At 63.0% G+C, this 17,482-nt stretch carries 18 protein-coding genes; 3 read left to right on the top strand and 15 right to left on the bottom strand.

Annotation, left to right across the window (positions count from 1 at the left end):
- Positions 1-202: 202 nt before the first annotated feature.
- From J2X01_RS20315 to J2X01_RS20355, 9 genes are read right to left on the bottom strand one after another with little or no spacing between them, the layout of a single operon-like run.
- Positions 203-2,293, bottom strand: coding sequence for an acetate--CoA ligase family protein (locus tag J2X01_RS20315; RefSeq protein WP_310061812.1), 2,091 nt, complete (start codon positions 2,291-2,293; stop codon positions 203-205).
- Positions 2,290-3,630, bottom strand: a complete 1,341-nt coding sequence (locus J2X01_RS20320; protein ID WP_310061815.1) for an MFS transporter — start codon at positions 3,628-3,630, stop codon at positions 2,290-2,292. Before J2X01_RS20320 ends, J2X01_RS20315 begins: the two co-directional genes overlap by 4 nt.
- Entirely contained in the window at positions 3,533-4,054 is a 522-nt protein-coding gene (locus tag J2X01_RS20325; RefSeq protein WP_310061818.1) for a VOC family protein, read from the bottom strand. The genes J2X01_RS20320 and J2X01_RS20325 overlap by 98 nt, the downstream gene beginning before the upstream one ends.
- Positions 4,042-5,055: an LLM class flavin-dependent oxidoreductase gene (locus J2X01_RS20330; protein ID WP_310061820.1), complete on the bottom strand. Its 1,014-nt coding sequence runs from the start codon at positions 5,053-5,055 to the stop codon at positions 4,042-4,044. Before J2X01_RS20330 ends, J2X01_RS20325 begins: the two co-directional genes overlap by 13 nt.
- 7 nt (positions 5,056-5,062) lie before the next feature.
- Positions 5,063-5,734 (bottom strand): NADPH-dependent F420 reductase, encoded by a 672-nt coding sequence (gene npdG, locus J2X01_RS20335; RefSeq protein WP_310061822.1) that lies wholly within the window; start codon positions 5,732-5,734, stop codon positions 5,063-5,065.
- Positions 5,735-5,743: 9 nt separating this feature from the next.
- Complete coding sequence (locus J2X01_RS20340) at positions 5,744-6,460, bottom strand: nitroreductase family protein (RefSeq protein WP_310061825.1); 717 nt, start codon at positions 6,458-6,460, stop codon at positions 5,744-5,746.
- Complete coding sequence (locus tag J2X01_RS20345; protein ID WP_310061827.1) at positions 6,457-7,359, bottom strand: cyclase family protein; 903 nt, start codon at positions 7,357-7,359, stop codon at positions 6,457-6,459. Before J2X01_RS20345 ends, J2X01_RS20340 begins: the two co-directional genes overlap by 4 nt.
- A 44-nt stretch (positions 7,360-7,403) precedes the next feature.
- On the bottom strand, positions 7,404-8,270 hold the full coding sequence (locus J2X01_RS20350; RefSeq protein WP_310061829.1) for an SDR family NAD(P)-dependent oxidoreductase: 867 nt from the start codon (positions 8,268-8,270) through the stop codon (positions 7,404-7,406).
- A gap of 17 nt (positions 8,271-8,287) precedes the next feature.
- Positions 8,288-9,481 (bottom strand): acyl-CoA dehydrogenase family protein, encoded by a 1,194-nt coding sequence (locus tag J2X01_RS20355; protein WP_310061831.1) that lies wholly within the window; start codon positions 9,479-9,481, stop codon positions 8,288-8,290.
- A 68-nt stretch (positions 9,482-9,549) separates the two neighbouring features.
- Here J2X01_RS20355 and J2X01_RS20360 point away from each other — a divergent pair, with 68 nt between their 5' ends.
- Positions 9,550-9,909: a VOC family protein gene (locus J2X01_RS20360; RefSeq protein ID WP_310061833.1), complete on the top strand. Its 360-nt coding sequence runs from the start codon at positions 9,550-9,552 to the stop codon at positions 9,907-9,909.
- A 61-nt stretch (positions 9,910-9,970) separates the two neighbouring features.
- Here the strand turns inward: J2X01_RS20360 and J2X01_RS20365 are convergent, their stop codons facing one another.
- The 6 genes from J2X01_RS20365 to J2X01_RS20390 are packed head-to-tail and all read right to left on the bottom strand — an operon-like array spanning position 9,971 to position 16,131.
- The gene (locus tag J2X01_RS20365; RefSeq protein WP_310061835.1) at positions 9,971-11,527 is read right to left on the bottom strand and encodes a class I adenylate-forming enzyme family protein; all 1,557 of its coding nucleotides are present in this window, start codon (positions 11,525-11,527) and stop codon (positions 9,971-9,973) included.
- A gap of 45 nt (positions 11,528-11,572) precedes the next feature.
- Positions 11,573-12,556 carry an MBL fold metallo-hydrolase gene (locus tag J2X01_RS20370; protein ID WP_310061837.1) on the bottom strand — a complete coding sequence of 328 codons (984 nt, stop codon included), beginning with the start codon at positions 12,554-12,556 and terminating at the stop codon, positions 11,573-11,575.
- Complete coding sequence (locus J2X01_RS20375; protein WP_310061840.1) at positions 12,553-13,071, bottom strand: flavin reductase family protein; 519 nt, start codon at positions 13,069-13,071, stop codon at positions 12,553-12,555. The genes J2X01_RS20370 and J2X01_RS20375 overlap by 4 nt, the downstream gene beginning before the upstream one ends.
- Positions 13,068-14,081, bottom strand: coding sequence for an LLM class flavin-dependent oxidoreductase (locus J2X01_RS20380; protein WP_310061842.1), 1,014 nt, complete (start codon positions 14,079-14,081; stop codon positions 13,068-13,070). Before J2X01_RS20380 ends, J2X01_RS20375 begins: the two co-directional genes overlap by 4 nt.
- Position 14,082: 1 nt before the next feature.
- Positions 14,083-15,051: an enoyl-CoA hydratase/isomerase family protein gene (locus J2X01_RS20385; RefSeq protein ID WP_310061845.1), complete on the bottom strand. Its 969-nt coding sequence runs from the start codon at positions 15,049-15,051 to the stop codon at positions 14,083-14,085.
- Positions 15,052-15,063: 12 nt separating this feature from the next.
- Positions 15,064-16,131, bottom strand: a complete 1,068-nt coding sequence (locus J2X01_RS20390) for an LLM class flavin-dependent oxidoreductase (RefSeq protein ID WP_310061848.1) — start codon at positions 16,129-16,131, stop codon at positions 15,064-15,066.
- Between the two features lie 345 nt (positions 16,132-16,476).
- Here J2X01_RS20390 and J2X01_RS20395 point away from each other — a divergent pair, with 345 nt between their 5' ends.
- Positions 16,477-16,881, top strand: a complete 405-nt coding sequence (locus tag J2X01_RS20395) for a hypothetical protein (RefSeq protein ID WP_310061851.1) — start codon at positions 16,477-16,479, stop codon at positions 16,879-16,881.
- A complete protein-coding gene (locus J2X01_RS20400; RefSeq protein ID WP_310061854.1) occupies positions 16,878-17,267 on the top strand; it encodes an integrase catalytic domain-containing protein in 390 nt (129 codons plus the stop codon). The genes J2X01_RS20395 and J2X01_RS20400 overlap by 4 nt, the downstream gene beginning before the upstream one ends.
- Positions 17,268-17,482: the final 215 nt, after the last annotated feature.

The raw sequence follows: 17,482 nt of genomic DNA on the forward strand, positions 1-17,482 counted from the left end.
AGGTTTTTCAATGAGGCAACGAAGCGGTCAACCGGAGGTTTTTAGATGAGGCAACGAATCACCTTCCCGGAGGTATTGCAATGAGGCAACAGGGGGTCACTGTTCATTCTGGACAGGCCTCATCGGGCCACATTTTCTGCCGGGCGACGGGCACGACGAAAGCCATCGTGCCGGGGCTCCTCGCCCCCATCATCGAAACCTGCTAGACCCACTCCACGAGCAGATCGAGCGCCTCAACCTGCTTGCCGCGGACCCACAGCGGGTTCACTTCCACGGCAGATGCAGCCGGTCCTATGCGGGTGGCGAGCCGGACGATTCCCTGGATCGCGGCAATCACTGCCTCTAGATCCGCGGCCGGGGCCCCTCGATATCCGGGGAACAGCCTCGACACGCGAAGATGCGCCAGCATGTCGGCGATCCGCACGGGATCCAGCGACACGGGACGTACGACGACGTCGTCCAGCACCTCGGTGAGCACACCGCCGGAACCGACCGTGAGCATCGGGCCCCAGATGGGGTCGTTGACGACACTGACGATCAATTCAATGCCGGCAGGACGCATCGCGACGACCTCGTAGCCCACGATGCGCGCATCGGCTCGGGCCTGGGTCACCGCTTCCTCCATGGCGACGATGGCATCTCTGACCGCGGCTGCATCGCCCAGATCAAGCGCGACTCCGCCGATATCGGACTTATGTGCCACGTCAGGGCTGACCAGCTTGACCGCAAGCGGAAAGCCGATCTCCGACGCGGCGGCAGCTGCTTCCTCGGCTGTTGTCGCGATCATGGACGGGGGAACCGGGACCCCGCATTCGCGCATTGCCGCTGTCAGATCATCTGGGCCAATACCGGCGCGTTGCATCTGGGCGGGCTCCGCCTGGGGGTCATAGGCGGGGAGCTTTCTGGAGCTTACCGCAGCGGCAACCGCCCTCATGCCGGTGGATATCCCCGGCAGCACGAACAACCCGTTTTTCGTGACAAGTTCCGCTACCCGGGGGGATAGAGAGAACGTGCCCGCGGTCTGAAGCAGCAGGGGTATCGGCATGGAACGCACAAAGTCGCCTAGTCGTCGAAACCGCTCTTGAACTGCCGGGTCATCGACGGCCTCGTCAGCAGGGAACAGGACCGACTGGAAAACGAACGCGTCATACGCGTCGAGGGCGTAGTCGGCGATTCCTTCCACTGCACGGAACGTCAACTCCGGGTCCTTGACGACGAAGCCGGTGACGTCCAGCGGGTTCCTTGCCGTGCTTCCCCCGGGCATCACATCTGTCAGGTAGACGAGCACGTTCTCGGAGAATGGCGGCAGTTCGAGCCGTAGGCGCTGGGCTGAGTCAGCAATGAGCTCGCATGCCCCGCCCGAGGCAGCCACTACGGCCAGCCGGTTACCCGGCAGCCCGGCCGGATAACGGACCAGGAGCCCCGCCGTCGCGATTAGATCCTCTATCGAGTCTACGCAAATGACGCCGACTCCTTCCAAGGCGGACACGGCAGTTGCGTGATCACCGACCAGAGCGCCTGTGTGGGCCAGTGCAGAGGTCTTCCCGATCTCTGAACTGCCCACATGAATTGCCACAACGACCTTGCCCGCCTCGCGTGCCCTCATCGCGGCATCGCGGAAGCGCGCCGGGTCGCGTACCGACTCAAGGAACAACGCCACGACCTTCGTGTCGGGGTCGTCAACAAAATCGCCGAGGATATCCGACACTGTGATCCCCAGTTCGTTCCCAGTGGTGACGAGGCGGCTGATTCCGATCCCCCACTGACGGCACAAGCTCAGGGCATGGGTAGCCAATCCCCCGGACTGCATCGCAAGGCCCACCCGTCCGCGCAGGAGGTGATCCGGCCGGGCCAGCCCGAAGAGAGTGACCCCATGTGCCATATCGACAAATCCGCTCACGTTGGGTCCGAGGAGACGCGCCCCTGACGCGGAGCAGATGTCCCGCAACTTCCTCTCATCGCTGGCATAGGCGCTGCTTTCACCAAGACCGGAGGAGAGCACCACGAAATCCCGGATTCCGTGGTCGATGCACTCCTGGACCACGCGCAGCACCTGCTCGGGGCCGACCAATATGAATGCCAGGTCCAAGAGACCCGGAATCTCGGAAACGGAAGCGAAAGTCCTTCTACCATAGACGGACGCACGGCGCGGGTTGACAAGATACGTATCCACCGTGGCTGTTGAGGCGGCGAGACCGTCGAGGACCATCGCCGTCCACCCTGAGCTTTCGCTGGCACCGATGAGCGCGACTCTCCCCGGGGTGAAGAAACCTTTGAGATTTTTGGGTGTCATTTGAGGGCGACTCCTTTGTCTGGAGAGTGGGATTTGGAGCTGGAGCGGCGTAGCCGCAGCGCGAGTACCGTGACCGCGAGGAGGCAGAGAGCCGATGAGGTACCGAGGGCGGCACGTGGGCCGATCCATGACGCGGCAAGGCCGAACAGCGGGGTTCCGGCCCCGGACCAAATGAAGTAGCTAAGGACATAGATCCCCATCACCCGGCCGTGCCCGCCTTCCGGCGTGGAGGCTTGCAGAGTGGAAATTGCAGTGGTGTTGTAGGCCTGCATGAAGACCGCTGCGACGACAACGCCCGCCGCCAACGTCACGACGTTTGGCAGGATTGAGACTAAGGCGCTTGCTAGCGCGAATCCGGCGAGGAGGATATGCAGCCTTCCCATCGGGGCCCCGCCGCGGAATGAGGCCCCAATAGCGGCACCAACCGCTCCCCCCACACCCGTCATCGCCACCAATGCGCCATAGCTTGCGGCCCCGGCCCCGGCAATACCCGTGAGAATCAGCGGCAAGGCAAGTTGCAGGTTAGCCAGGCAGACGCCGACGACGAAGCCTCCCACGATCGGCGCGACCAAGCCGGCATCGGCTCGAATCCACTGCAGGGCTTCCCGCCAGCTCTCGCCCGATCGGACAGTCCCCCGCGACGTGGTGCCCTTCGGCACTGAAGCCAGCGCAAGCAACCCGAGCACTCCGCAGACACCCGCTGCGAAGAATCCGCTGCTGACACCCCAGGAAGCTATGAGCACACCGGCAATGGCCGGGCCGACGACTCGCGAGGTCTGGAAGACGATTCCGTTGATCCCGATTGCACTGGCAAGAAGCTCGGGTACGACCAGTTCCCGAGGCAGGGCCAGTCTCGTCGGGGCATCGACCGCGGCCGGAATGCCGAGCAGGGCTGCGAACACACAGACCCAGAACAGATTCGCTGCACCCAGCCAAGTGAGAACGCCGAGGGCAAGGGTCCCGGCCGCGGTAAGGCTCTGGCTGGCAATCAGGAGCCCCCGCTTGTTCAACCGGTCCCCGAGCTTTCCGCCCTGGGCGCTGAGGAACATGGGGAGGAACTGGAGGCTGGTGACCAGCGCAACGCTGAGCGGGTCTCCCCCCGTGAGCTGGACCGCAAGCCACACATGTGCGGTCCTGTGCGTCCAAAGACACAGGCAACTAAGGACCTGTGCCGTGATGAAATGCCGGTAGGCCGGAACTCCCAACGACAAAAGCGGGGAACTCCGGCTCGCCGGCCTGTCAGTGGGCGGCAGGTGACTCAGCCGCCATGGTCGCGGCACGAAATGCCTTGACCTCGTCGTATGTGGGCAACGCAATAACCTCCACCTGGTTGCCATCCGGGTCCTCACAGAAGAACAGCGTCACGGCGCCAAAGTTGGTCAGAATATTGGTGGTGGGTTCCGTATAGCACCGGACGTTCATGGATTGGAGCCGGTCATAGACCTCATGGATGTCGTCGTGGGAGACGGAGAATGACAAGACGCATAAGCCCGGGTCGCCGGCGCGCTTGGGACGCGTGTCCCCCGGGACCGGAAGGTCCCATTGAAGTAGCTCCAGCTGGCCAAGCCGAGTCGGTCCCTGCATGAAGACCGACCGGCCGGTCGTGCCTTCCGGGAGCGCCATTGTGCGCCACGTCGTCGGGTTACCCACCGGCATGTCGAGGGTCTTTCGCAGACCAAGCCCGTCCCGATAGAACGGGATCGATACCTCCAAGTCCCGCACGTTCACTGCGACGTGATGGATTTCGCCTACTGACGCCATCGGTCAACTCTCCTTCGCTTTTGTGGGTCCTTCTCATGGATCTTGGTCTCTGGTGAACCACGAGTTATGCTGCCAAGATTTTCAATCAGTCGATCCGCATCAAGCCCGACAGCCGGGATTACGACCCCGTCGACGCCTCGACCCGAGAGGTCTGCGAGCCGCGTGGCGATCTCCCCAGCAGGACCCGCGATCGCGAAACGTGCGGCGAGTTCCTCACGCAGGCCGAGTTCGTCTACAAGATTTGCGTTGGGGTTCTCATGGCGACGCCCATGCGAGGAATAGTCGTAGTTCTTCCGGAGCAACGAGACGGCTGCGGCTGTCCGCTCGTCGAGCGTGCTCAATTCCGCGGCGGACGCGAAGACGTGATTAGCAGCAGACGCAAGCAGGGGCCTGAGCTCTGTGAGCGCCGAGTCTCGATCTTCACAAACACTCATGCGTGCGACGACCCAAAGCGACGCTGCGTGCCCCTGTTCCCGACGAACCTCGTCGACCAGTTCTACTGCTCGGTCGATGCTCGTATCATCGACCCCGTATCCAAAAACGACCACATCGGCGGTGGCGGCGGCCATCCGAAGCGTGCGGGGACCGTTGGCGGCAACGACTATGCGCCAGGGGCCTTCATCCGAGCCCTGCCAATGTCGACGGACCACATCGACACCTTGCTGAAGCCCGGCTACTCCCGCCGGACGAGCTTGCGCGCCGACCAGGGCGCTGTCTCCGGCGCCGAAGCCGACGAAGGCGCGCCCCGCACCGGCCAGGTTATCAATCGATTTGATGGCGCCGGCGGTGACCTGCGGAGCACGGGTCACGACATTGGTCACCATAGGGCCGATCCGGATCGAGGACGTGGACTGTGCCAAAACCGCCAAGGATACGTATGTATCGTGATACCCAGGCGAGTCGCCGACTCCGACTGCGGTAATCCCGGCACGTTCGCATGCATCCGCCCGCCGCACAAGCTCGGCCAGATCTGTGGGCGCGAGAGTAACCATGGTCTCCATGGCGGTCTCAGGCTTCCGGCAACCCGCTGATTGTCACCCCGGCCCGGGTCTTATATTTCTTATTTATGCTGATCAGCACCGCGGTCAACGGTTCGAGCTGTCGCGCGAGCCGGAGCGCTCCGGCGTCGATGCCGGGACGCCCGGTCACCGTCGCCGCCAACTCACGGACCGCCTCTGTCGCATCCTTGTCGTCCCCGGCCACCAGGACGTCCTCGTGATCGAGTTTTTCGGCCGGGCCGATGAGGTTGCCGGCGGAGACATGGTGGAAAGCAGCGACCACCCGCGCCTCGGGCACAATGGACTGGAGGTGTTCGGCTGCGCTGCTGTCTGCCATGGGCAGCCCGAACGGCCCCCGTTTGTCGAATCCTATGGGGTTGACGCAGCTGACCACGATTTTTTCGACGAGTTCTGCACGCAATGATCCGATAAGTTCATCGTGCCCGTCCCACGGCACGGCGACCACTACCAAGGAGGCTTGGGAGGTGGCTTCAGGATTTGTCGCTCCGGTCACAAGTCCTCCGCCGCCGACGCGCTCATCCAGCTCGTGGGCTGCCTCCGCTGCGCGGCGGGCGTCCCTCGATCCGAGAATAACGCGACGTCCGGCCTTGGCAAATCTGTAGGCCAGCCCCTTGCCCTGCGGCCCTGTGCCTCCAAGAACCGCAATTACTGATTCAGTCATGGCATACTCCTAGATGTTCAGATGCGGAGAGGGCACTTCAACGGGGTGCCCCCAATGATTCATGAAACTAACGTCTTCGACGGGTTTGCGGCTCGCCGCACGGAAGTCGGCTCCAATCGTGTAGGCGACGGGCAGAAGGGCGCATTGCGTGACGCCTTCCGGTATTCCAAGGATCTGCGTGACGCCCTCCGGTTCACGCAAATGCAAGGTCGTGATCACCGACCCCAGCCCCCTGGAGCGCAAGGCCAGCTGAAAGGACCAGATCGCCGGGAAGACCGAGCCATAGACGGCTGAGCGGATACGGGGATCGGAGTCCGGCCTCGTTGCGCAAGCAAGGACGAGCCACGGTGATCGACCGATGTTCTCCGCAAGGTAGGCCGCCGTCTCATACACCTTGGCGCGGCGCTTCAGAGCGGCATCAGAACTGACGTCGGGGCGGTCGTCACGCATCGTCTCGCCCTGCAGAAGCTTCGGAATGCGTGGCCGGATCTTCGCATCGAAGATCCGCAGGTACTCCGCTCCGATGGCCGCTTTCACATGCGAGTCATTCACAAGAACGAACCGCCAGTCCTCGGCGTCACCGCCAGTCGGGGCCTGGAGCGCGATCCGGAGACTGTCGTGCACCACAGCAGCGGGGACCGCCCGATCGAAATCCAGCCGCCGGCGGACAGCGCGCGTGGTCGTGAGAACCGTTTCGAAGTCGGTGATGGGAAGCTGCCCGCTCATCGGATCGCCATCGCATTTGCCGGCGAGGCACACCCCTTCGGCAGGGCAAGGGGGGAGCTGACGAGCATCGCGTCCCAGCGCGAGTCGGCCGCACAGGCCTCGGCCAGGTCGTCAAGGTTCCACAGCTCCCCCATCGGGATCCCAAGTTGCGCGAGGAGCCGGAGGTGAAGGATGCCCTGACCTTCAGCGGCCCCCGTGAGTAACGGCCACACCTCGACTGAGGGGTTGTCCGCAACCACGGCAGACACACCCGAATCCCACAGCCAGCGGGCTGTGGATTCGTCGGCCAACAGCCCCGGAGCGCGAAGAAATTCCCTGCTGGCGGCACGGTCGCGGAGGCTCTGGTCGGCCTTCTTGTACCAGTCCAGCCAGCCCGTCCGAAGCATCAGCACGTCCCCCTCGCGCAATGTGGTCGACTGGGCCGCCAGGGCGCGTTCGAGCAGGTCCACGTCAATGCAGACCGGCTGGGTCGGGTTAATCGGATCGCCTGTGTCTGCACAAAACCGGGCTATATCGACGACCACGCCCCGTGCAACGATTCCATGACGGGACCAGGTCTCAACACCGTGCTCGGAACCTGGAATGCCCCCAAAAAATCCCCGGGGATCCCGGATATGGCGAAATCCGTCCCAGTGGGATGAGCCCTGCGTGTTCCACCCGTTCAGCAGATCGTCGCGCGCAAGATCGGTGTCCGTTCCGGTAACGACATGCTCGGATTCCGACCGGCCGAACAGCGGCGGATCAATGAAGCGTTGCGGAAGATCCAGGGGATAGAGATCACCGTGCCGCACCGAAGAGATCGCGGACAACACCGATGCGGGCGTCAGGCTGTTCAGGGCGCCAAGGGCCTGGTCGCTCCACAGCCCCCAGCTGGAACTTTCCGGGGCTCCTTCCACCACCGGGAGGCTGTCGTACGAGGGCCGCCCATCAACGTTGGTTGAGCTCACAGGTTGCCTCCCATGCGTTCCGGCGGCAGGGCGGCCTGCAGCAGCGTGTCGGCAATCGACCCCACCTCTTCTGGGGTCATCACCCCCTGCGGCGCAATCCCGGGCCCGTGGCGCCACGGCTCCGCGATCCCGAATCGCTTCCCTGAGATTTCGAACACTCGACCCGTGACGCTGCGGGACCGGACGCTCGAGAGCCACACCACGACTGGTGAGACGTGCTCCGGAGCGAGTGTTTGCATGGCGCCTTCGTCGCTGACAAGGTCTGCCGTCATCCGCGTATGCGCCACGGGAGCGACGGCATTCACCGTGACGCCGTAAGGCCCGAGTTCCTCGGCAGCAATCATTGTCAGCGTGGCGATCCCAGCCTTCGCGGAACCATAGTTCGCTTGGCCAGGCTTCCCGAACAAACCGGAAGGTGACGTCGTGTTCACGACATTTCCCTGAAGAGGGTTGCCACCCTTCGCCTGTTCGCGCCAGTATGCCCCGGCTGCACGCAGGACCGCGAAGGTCCCCCGAAGATGCACCCGGATCACGTCATCCCACTCAGCTTCGCTGGTGTTCACGATCATTCGATCGCGGAGAATCCCTGCATTGTTGACGACGGCGTCCAGTCGTCCATAGGTGTCGATGGCCTGCTGGACCAACCCGCCGGCGGCATCCCAGTCGCTGATGTCGTGCTGGCTCGCAATCGCTTCACCGCCTTGGGCCCGGATGGCTGCGGCAACCTCTTCTGCCACGGGCAGGCCCTCGCCCTGACCATCCCGGTTCACCCCAAGGTCATTGACGATCAGCTTGGCGCCGCTCCGCGCCAAAGCCTCCACATGACTCCGGCCCAGTCCGCGTCCGGCGCCGGTGACAATCACTACTCGGTTCTCACAGATCACGATATCGGCTCACTTTCCCTGGCACTTTCAGATGTTTGCCACCACAGCGATCTGTCGAAGACCGCGCGGGCAATAATGTTGCGCTGGATCTCCGAGGTCCCCTCGACGATCGTGAGCTGGCGGGAGTCCCGGACCAGCCGGTCCGAGGGATGGCCTGCGACGCACCCCTCGGCACCGTGCAGCTGAGCTGCCAGGCCGGCTGCCTTGACAGCAATCTCGCTGGACGCGAGTTTGGCTACGGCCAGCTGACCAGCAACTTGGGGGCCGCCGGTTCCGGAGTCAATCAGTTCAGCCGCACGATAGGTGAGGAGCCTGGCGGACTCCAGCTCCATGGCGGCCTCCGCGACCTGCCACTGAACGCCCTGCTGGGAGGCGACGGGCCGGCCTCCTACCTGGCGCCCTTCGATTCGTTCCACAGCCAGCATTAGAGCCGCGGACGCCAGGCCAAGCCCGCGGGCGGACACCACAGGCCGCATGGTTGCCAGCGCGCCCAGAATCGATCCGACGCCGGTGATCCCGGGCAAGCGCCGGTCCTCACCCACGGCCACGCCGTCGAGCACGATGTCGCCCAGGCTCAAGCCCCGGCACCCGGGGCGCTCGTGCATTCGTGCCTTCGTGAGTCCGTTTGCATCGGCGTCCACAATGAACGCACAGATCGCATCAGCCCGCCGCTCCCCAGGGGCGGTGGTGGCGACGACGACGAACCAGTCCGCTTCAGCAGCCCCGGAAATCCAGGCCTTGGTCCCTGTCAGACGCCATCCGCTGCCGTCATATTCTGCGTGCGTGGTGATGCCGAGCACATCGCTTCCCGCCTGCGGCTCGGACATTGCATATGAACCCCGCGACAGGCCAAGGCTGAGCGGCACTGCCCATCGTCGGAGCTGGTCATCTGTGCCTCCCACCAGCATCGGTGCCACCGGCAGCCGCGAAAGCAGCAGCATGAGCCCGGCAGCAGCCGAATGTTTTGCTGCCTCTTCGGTCGCTATGGTCAGACCGCGGACCCCCAGTCCCGGCCCCCCCAGCGATTCTGGAAGAGAGAGTGCAAGGAGCCCCGCCTCAACGAATTTCTCGTAGAGGTCGGTGGGGTAGTCACCGGTCGAATCAATCTCCGCGGCCCGCGGCGCGACCAGCTCCCGCATCAGCGTAGCGACGCTGCCATGCAGTTCGTCAAGTTCAGGCGTCAGGTACACCGTTGATCCTCCTCATACCGACCGGATAGTATGTTGATTTCATGAGAGCAGTCAACCCAGGAGGAGCTATGACCGATCCCGTACTTCGCAGTATTGCTTTCGCGGCATCCGAAGGCACCAACGGTGCCGAAACCATACTGAACACCCTGATCTCCCCACCAGTAACGGTGCGGGATGGAGACCGCTGGACAGCGTTTGATCTCGGTGGACTTACTCTGGCCTTCGCCGCGCCCGACGATCTTCCGGCCGGCGCGAAGGCCAGCCTGAACATTAAGGTCGATGATGTGAAGGCTGCCTACCGCCAGCTGCTCAATGCCGGGGCGTCGTCGGCCGCGGCGCCGGCCACCACGCTGCACGAGGAGCGCGCATCGGTGTGGCTCTCCAAGGAAATCGCGCTCTCCGTATACCGCAGCCTTCCTCGGCCCTGAGGCGCCGGGGCCATCAGGCGCACCAGGCCCGGTGGCCCCGAACCGGAATCTCATACGCGCGTCATGAGGCTTCAACGGCTGCGCCAAAACTGTCACGCACGGTGGCCTCCACCACATCACGGCGGATCTTTCCCACCTCGCTGCGCGGCAGAGAATCGACGACGAGGACCTTTCGGATTGATTTGAAATGCGCCAGCTTCTCCCGGCAATGGGCGATAACCGCCGCTTCCAGCGCCTCGGGACCGGCATACGGCTCTTTGGGAACAACGACAGCCACCGGGATCTCTCCAAGCCGCGGATCGGGCAATCCGACGACGGCGACATCGGCCACACCCGAAACTGAACGTACCACCTGCTCAAGTTCGCCCGGCCAGACCTGGAATCCTCCGGTCTTGATCAGCTCCCGGCTGCGCCCGACCAGGAACAGGACCCGGTTCTCGTCAAGGTAGCCCATGTCGCCGGATCGGATCCAACCATCGGCCAGTAAATCTCCGGCGGTCGTCGCATCGGCACCGACATAGCCCAGGGCGCGCGTGGATTTGACCCAGATCTCTCCCGGAGTTCCGGCGGGTAAGGCATTTCCCAACCCGTCCCGAATCTCAAGGGTGACCCCGTCGTAGACCCTCCCCACGGCACCGGGCCGCCACAGCCCGGCCTTGAGGTCTGGTCCCGTCCAGCCAGCAACGTGGCCGAGCTCCGTCGAGCCATAGTTCGTGAGCACCATGACGTGGTACTTGGTCTCAAAATCCTTCTGCAGCATCGGGTCCAGTCGCTGTCCGGCAACGAGAACGCGGCGGACTGAGCTCAGGTCGGGTGCAGGTTCGGTACGGACAAGGTCATAGATCATCGTTGGAAGGAGGAAAAGGTTATCAACAGAGTATTCGGGCACCAGCCGGGCGATCCGGTCGACAGAAAACCGTTCGATGAGCAACGCAGACCGTCCGAGGTGGAAGGCCACCAGCATCGATTGGAAGCCGCCACCGTGGAAGAGCGGCAGCGCCAGTAGGTTTGGCGGCATCTCAGGTCCCGCCGTCGGCAGTGGACCTTGGCGTCCTTTCTGGGCGCGAACGAGGTTGCTCATCGAGGTGTACGTGCCGGCGTGGGTCAGGGAGACCGCCTTCGGATCCCCCGATGTCCCCCCGGTGAAGAGCACGATTCCCTCGTCCTCCGTTTCAACGGCGGGAGAGGACATGACTGCGGCTGGGTAGCTGCGCCCGGCTCCCTCATTAGCCGCGGTGATCTGGGCCACAGCGGCAGTTGCCACCTCCCTGGCTTCACTCCCAAAGGCCATTCCCGCTGTCGAAATGACCACGGCGGGCCTTACCTGGTCGAGGCATTTGCGCACCTCGGCCTGATTGTACAATCCGCTCATGACCACCGGGACAAGCCCGGCTTTCCAAGATGCCAGCAGTGTCACCACCAGTTCGGGAGAATTCGGCAGGTGGACGGCCACACGGCGCCCCCGCTCCGCCAACCTGGCGAGCACTTCGGCGAGCTCGGATCCGGCAGAGTTGAGGCCGGCATAGGTCCAGGACCGGCCGTCCTCGAAAGTCAGACAAACAGCGTCCGGGTCTGAGCCGGCCCGTAGTTCCAGGTCAGATGCAAGATTGCGATTCATGCGTTTACTCCTTAAAGGGGGCAGATGCAGCAGGTTGCTCCCACGTCACGATGTTCTCCAGCGCTCGGCGCTGCTACCTGACCGGACCAGCTCACCCCTGCGCTGCAGATGCACTAGGTGCGCCTGGGTTTCGGCCAGCGCAAGACGGCGGGTGGGCGGAGACGCGTCATTCAAGGGCCGCGACCAGGTGAGCAGATTTGCCAACTTCCACGCAGTTATTCCCGGTTGTTTCTCCACCAGCGCGTGGACCTCGCCAAGTCGTTGTGCGTGATGATCCTTGAGCTCCGCCACTCGTTCGGCAAGCCCGACGAAAGGGCGTTCATGCGCCGGCATCACCGTGGACACGTCCAGCGTTGCCACCAGGTGCAGGGATGCCAGGAAGTCCGCGAGTGGGTCTGTCTCTTCGCCCGGGTGCATTCCGATGACCGGCGTTATTCGGGGCAGCACGTGATCTCCCGAGAAGAATGACCGAGTCGTGCGCTCAAATAAGCACAAGTGGCCGTGCGTGTGCCCGGGGGTCCACACAGCTTCCACGTTCCAACCAGGGAGGTCCAGCACCTGCCCGTGCCTGACGGGAGAAACAGGCACCTCCCAGGAGCGGGAGCTGCTCGCTGCGCTGCTTCCGAGCCAGTTGTCCAGTTCAGAGGCATCGACGCCCCACCGCGGCAACGCCTCCAGCATCGCATCGGCGTACCTCTGGGGACCGTTCGGCCCGTGTCGCAGCCTGGCGGCTTCTGCTTCGTGCATCAAGACGGTCGCACCCGAAAGTTCGCGGATTCGGTGCGCCAGCCCAAGGTGGTCCGGATGTGCATGGGTGATGACGACCGTCGCGATGTCTTCGAGTTCGTGACCGGTCGTCCGCACTCCTTTGAGAAGGGTTTCGTACGAGGCCTCGTCGTCCCACCCTGTGTCGATTAGGGCCGCACCGCCGCCTTCGAGCTCAAGCAGATAGACATTGACGGTCTTCAGCGAGGGAATCGGGATGCGCACTGGGATAGACCATAAACCCGGCGCCAGCTCGAGGGTCACCCGACCTCCCCATACTTGCCGCCAAGAAAGACAAGAGGCCGCGCCGCCGGTTCGCCGGTCATCCGCACGACACGTCCCACCACTATCGTGTGGTCCCCGCCATCGTGTTCGTCCTGCAGGACGCATTCGATCCTTGCCACGGTTCCCTCGATCATCGGCAGTCCGTCCTGGGACGGCGTCCAGTCCACGTCCGTAAACTTGTTCTCCCGCTTGGACGCAAATAGGCGGCTAACGTGTTCCTGGCTTCGGGCCAGCACGTTGACGCAGAAACGACCGCTGGGTCGGATCTTTGGCCAGCTGCTCGAATCCAGGCCGGGACAGAACGCTACGAGCGGAGGATCCAGCGACACCGAGGTCAATGTGCCCACAGCCAGACCCACAGGTCGCCCGCTTGAGTCGAGACCCGAAACGACCGCAACGCTGGTCGGCACTGTTCCCATGACAGTCCGGAACCACTCAGCGGTCAGGTCGGTCCCGGCCGCGATCAACGACCCGACCGAAGAAGTAGTCGTCATTTCCCCGCCTCCTCCGCCCCGCGGAACCGTGGCATGACTTCCTCCGCGAAAAGCGACACCGATCGGTGGGCCATCTCCGGCGGCATCCCGGTCCAGAATGGCCGGAAGACGATGTGATTGAACCCGATTGCCTCGAGTTCCTTGATCTGGCGCGTAAGGTCGTCCGGGCTCCCGATCAGGAACACGTTGTCTTTCAGGTACTCAAAGGCCGTACGCTGCCAAGACAGCTGCGAGTACTCAGCGTAGGCAAAATACGAATCCTGGACATACGGCAGCGCCATCTCCTGCGCAGATTCAGTGGTCTCACCGCAGAACAGCTGCACGATGATCGGGTACTCGCGCCCCTCCCGGGATTTGCCGGCCTCGACCAGCGCCTCGTCGTGCCACCCCATGGCGGTCTCTGTCCAGTTCGGCTTGGGGGAGTTTCCTGGAGCAAACCAGGCGTCGCCGACGGTCGCGGCGCGCTTGACCGAGCCTTCCGCGCCAGCACCCATCCATATCTGTGGCCCCCCTTTCTGATAGGGACGGATGCCGATGTGCTCGTTTTCAAGGACAAAGTGCTGACCGTGGAAGTTGACCTCCTCGCCGGTCCACAGCGCACGGATCAACTCGATACTTTCGCGCATCCTGCTGAACCGTCGGGTCTTATCGAGCCCGAACGCCTGGAATTCGTTGTCGCGGTACCCGGCCCCGACACCCAGTACGAGCCGTCCCTTGGCGAGATGATCGAGCGTCGCGAATTCCTCGGCGATATGTACAGGATGGAACAGTGGCAGCAGAAGAATGCCAGTGCCGACAGTCATATTGCCAGAGTGCTGAATGAGCTTTGCGGTGGTCGAAATGGTTTGCGGTGTCTGGAGATTGCCCATGAAGTGGTTGATCATGAAAATCGAGTCATAGTCAAGGGACGCCGCATGCTCGGTCAAGTCCCACAGCTCGCCCAGGCGAGTCTGCAAGTCCTCTTCGAACGGGTATTGTGCAGACGCGAGGATCCCGAACTTCATAGTCATGTCACTCCTCTCCGAGCCGGCCGCCAAGACGGAAGAACGGCGCGACGGCTTCGTCCCTCTCACGCAGGGCTCGCGATAGGCCCTTGTCACGGCGCTCCTTCACGAAATTGAACTCGCCTTCCCGGAGTTGAAGGTTCGAAGCCCAGCCGTGGCCCACCCAAGCAGTCATCTCCCCAACGCCCTTGCCCCGGGCTTCCTGCACCATGCGCATCATCGACTTTCCGATCATGAGGCCATCAAGGGGCATGAACGAGATCGCCTGGCAGTAGTCACGGACCCACTGGTCCAGCTCATCCCGGGGAACCACTTTGTTGACGAGACCGGCACGCTCTGCCTCTTCCGCACCGAGCGGGCGCATGGTAAGCATGATCTCTTTCATTTTCTTCACGCCGAGATTCTCGACCCAGACGTACATGTCCTGCGGCGCTGCGCCCAGGTACCGGAATGCCGGGTGTGTGAACTGAGCGTCAGGTGTGGCAATGACCATGTCGGCGTTAAGCGCGATCTTGACGTGGCCGCCGTAGCAGTAACCCTGGACCGCAACGAGGGTTGCCTTGAGGGAGTTGCTGATCGCCTCAGCGAAAGCCCCGGACAGCAGCTGCTTGTCCGGAAGGATCCGCTGCCTCTGCGAGGGTGCTTTGGTCCGCTCGCCCGGGGAATTCTTCTTGTAGCCAATGTAGTGACCGAGCTCTGCGGCGTCTGCGCCGGTGCCGAACGCCTTGCCGTTTCCACGAATCACGATCGTCTTGACCTCGTCGTCGTAGTCAGCCTCACGGACGAGATCTCCTACCCTCTCCAACGCCGCGATTGGAACCGCATTCAACTTTTCGGGAGCGTTGAACGTAATGAAGGCCGCTGAAATGGAGGGATCCTTCTCATACAGGACCAAACTCTCTATAACTTTGGGGTCGGTCTCCATCCCTTCGGCGTTCCAGACGTCCTCAAGCAGTTCTGTTACAGATTTCTTCATTTTCGTTGCCTTTCAGACGGATGATGTTGCCGATACTCGTTCGGGGCGGCGGAGTTGGGGAATGACCTCGGAGGCAAACCGTTCCATGGATGAACGCGCAATTTTGGGGTCGAGGACCGGGATCCGGAACCAACCGATGTAGTGGGTGATCCCGAGTTCCTGCTCTAGGGTTCCCAGAGTGTCTACGACCTGGTCGATTGATCCGAAGTTGCCTCCGTGGGTCAGAGTACGCTCAAGGTTCAACAAATCGATATTCCGCCGCACGGCGTCGTAGTACTGTCGTTCGTTCTCGGCGGCTTCCCCCGATCCCGGAATAACCTGGCCAACTTGCTTGTAGTAAGCGAGAGCCGCCTCGCTGACGGCCACAAGGTCACGATGATCGTCCCCGCACCAGACCTGCTGCATGTAGGGAAGCTCGAAGTCGTTGATGTCATGGCCACTCTCGCCGAGCGCCGCCTTATAACTGTCGAAGTTCTTCTGCATCAGACTCAACGGGGTGAACTGCGGTGAGGAGATAATCGGATCCCCGCGGAGCCCGCGGGCACGATACGATTCACGCGACGAGCAGGCGTGGACGACGGGAGGACCACCGGGCGTGTATGGCTTCGGGAAGATCTCCATGTCGTCGTAGTCGTAGTGCTTGCCGTGGTAGGACCACTTCTCCTCGTTCCAGGCAAGCTGCATGATATCGAGGGTTTCCTGGTACAGCTCCTTATTGTCCTCAACATTCTTGCCAAAGCCCCTGAATTCCTTGGGCTGGTACCCCCGCCCGACGCCGAGCTGCAGCCGGCCGCCGCTAAGGTTGTCCAGCAGGGCCGCATCTTCCGCCAGACGGATCGGGTCGTGGAAAGGCAACACCAGGACGGCAGTCCCCAGCGTGATGCGCTTGGTCCGCTCGGCAAGCATCGCGCCAAGCATCAGGGGGTTGCCCAGTAGGCCGTAGCGGGAGAAGTGGTGCTCCGCAAGCCACGCAGAGTCGAATCCGAGCTCATCTGCCAGCGCTATGTCATCCACCGTGTCCAACAAGACATCGCGGTCCTCCCCGTCTGCCGGGAAGAGATGCATTACTCCAAATTTCATGATCTGCTCCATTTCATTCCGACTAGTCAGTATGCTATCGCGCTAAAGGGTCCATCTTCAAGGCCCGCAGCCTGGCACCTTCAAACCGGTTGGTATGTTGATTACGCTAGACTTTTTTGCAGGAAAAGACAACCCCCGCGTTGACTCTCTAATGGGTGGTGGCTGGCCTGGCGCCTGGCTGGCAGGATGGCTGCCAGTCCTGCTGGACGTGACTCTGACCCGGTCCCGGTGTCTTTTTTATGACCTGTCCGTCCGGTGGGGCTGGCGCCGGGATCATGCCCGGGCGGTGTTGCGGCATGCGCTCGACCCGCCGCGGCCGCGGCCGGCCAGGCCGGACGTGCCCCGGTGTACGGGGCAGACGTGCAGGACGGGCTCGTGCTGTGCTGGGCGGTGCTGCGGGGCCCGGCGGGCAAGCTGCTGGCACCGATGCTGCCGGATCTCGTCCGGATGCTGCGGGCCGAGAAGGCCCTGGACATCACCGACGGGCAGGCAGCACCGCTGGCCCGCATGAGCGCGGCGACCATCGACCGGCGGCTGGCGGGCCAGCGGGCGAAGCTCCTGCCGCGCGGCCGGTCCCACACCAAGCCCGGATCGCTGCTGAAGTCACAGATCCCGATCCGCACCTGGGCCCAGTGGGACGACGCGGTGCCGGGCTTTGTGGAGATCGACCTGGCCACGAGGGCTCGAACAGTTCGGGCCAGTTCTGCTTCACACTCACGGTCACGGACATCGCGACCGGCTGGACCGTGAACCGGTCCGTGCCGAACAAGGCCCAGAAGCACGTCTTCGCGGCCCTGCAACACGTGCTGGCGGTCTTCCCGTTTCCCGTCATCGGCATCGATTCGGACAACGGGGGCGAGTTCATCAACATCGAGCTCTTCGAGTTCTGCCTCCAGCACCGCATCACCTTCACCCGGTCCCGTCCGAGCAACAAGAACGACGGCGCCCACGTCGAGCAGAAGAACTGGTCCCGGGTCCGTGAGCTGGTCGGCTACCTGCGCTATGACACCGCCGTGGGACTGGAGCTGCTCAACGAGATTTGGGAACTGGACCGGTTCTTCACCAACTACCTGCTGCCCCAGCAAAAAATCATCGCCAAGGTCCGCCACGGAGCCAAAGTAAGTAAAACCCCATGACCGGGCAGCAACCCCGCACCGGCGCGCCGCAGCCGACCCCCGGATGCCGAAAACGCCGGTCATCCGGATGAACGCCCAGTACAAGAGAATCAGGCCGGCAGCGCTCTCACGCCGGATCCTGGAGCTGACGGGCCGGCTCGAAACCCTCGCCACCGCCAAGCAACCGGCCCCGGTCAAGCCGCCCGCCAACGAACAGTGGAACTACCGAGCCAACC

Source organism: Arthrobacter ginsengisoli (assembly GCF_031456935.1).
Lineage (GTDB): Bacteria > Actinomycetota > Actinomycetes > Actinomycetales > Micrococcaceae > Arthrobacter > Arthrobacter ginsengisoli.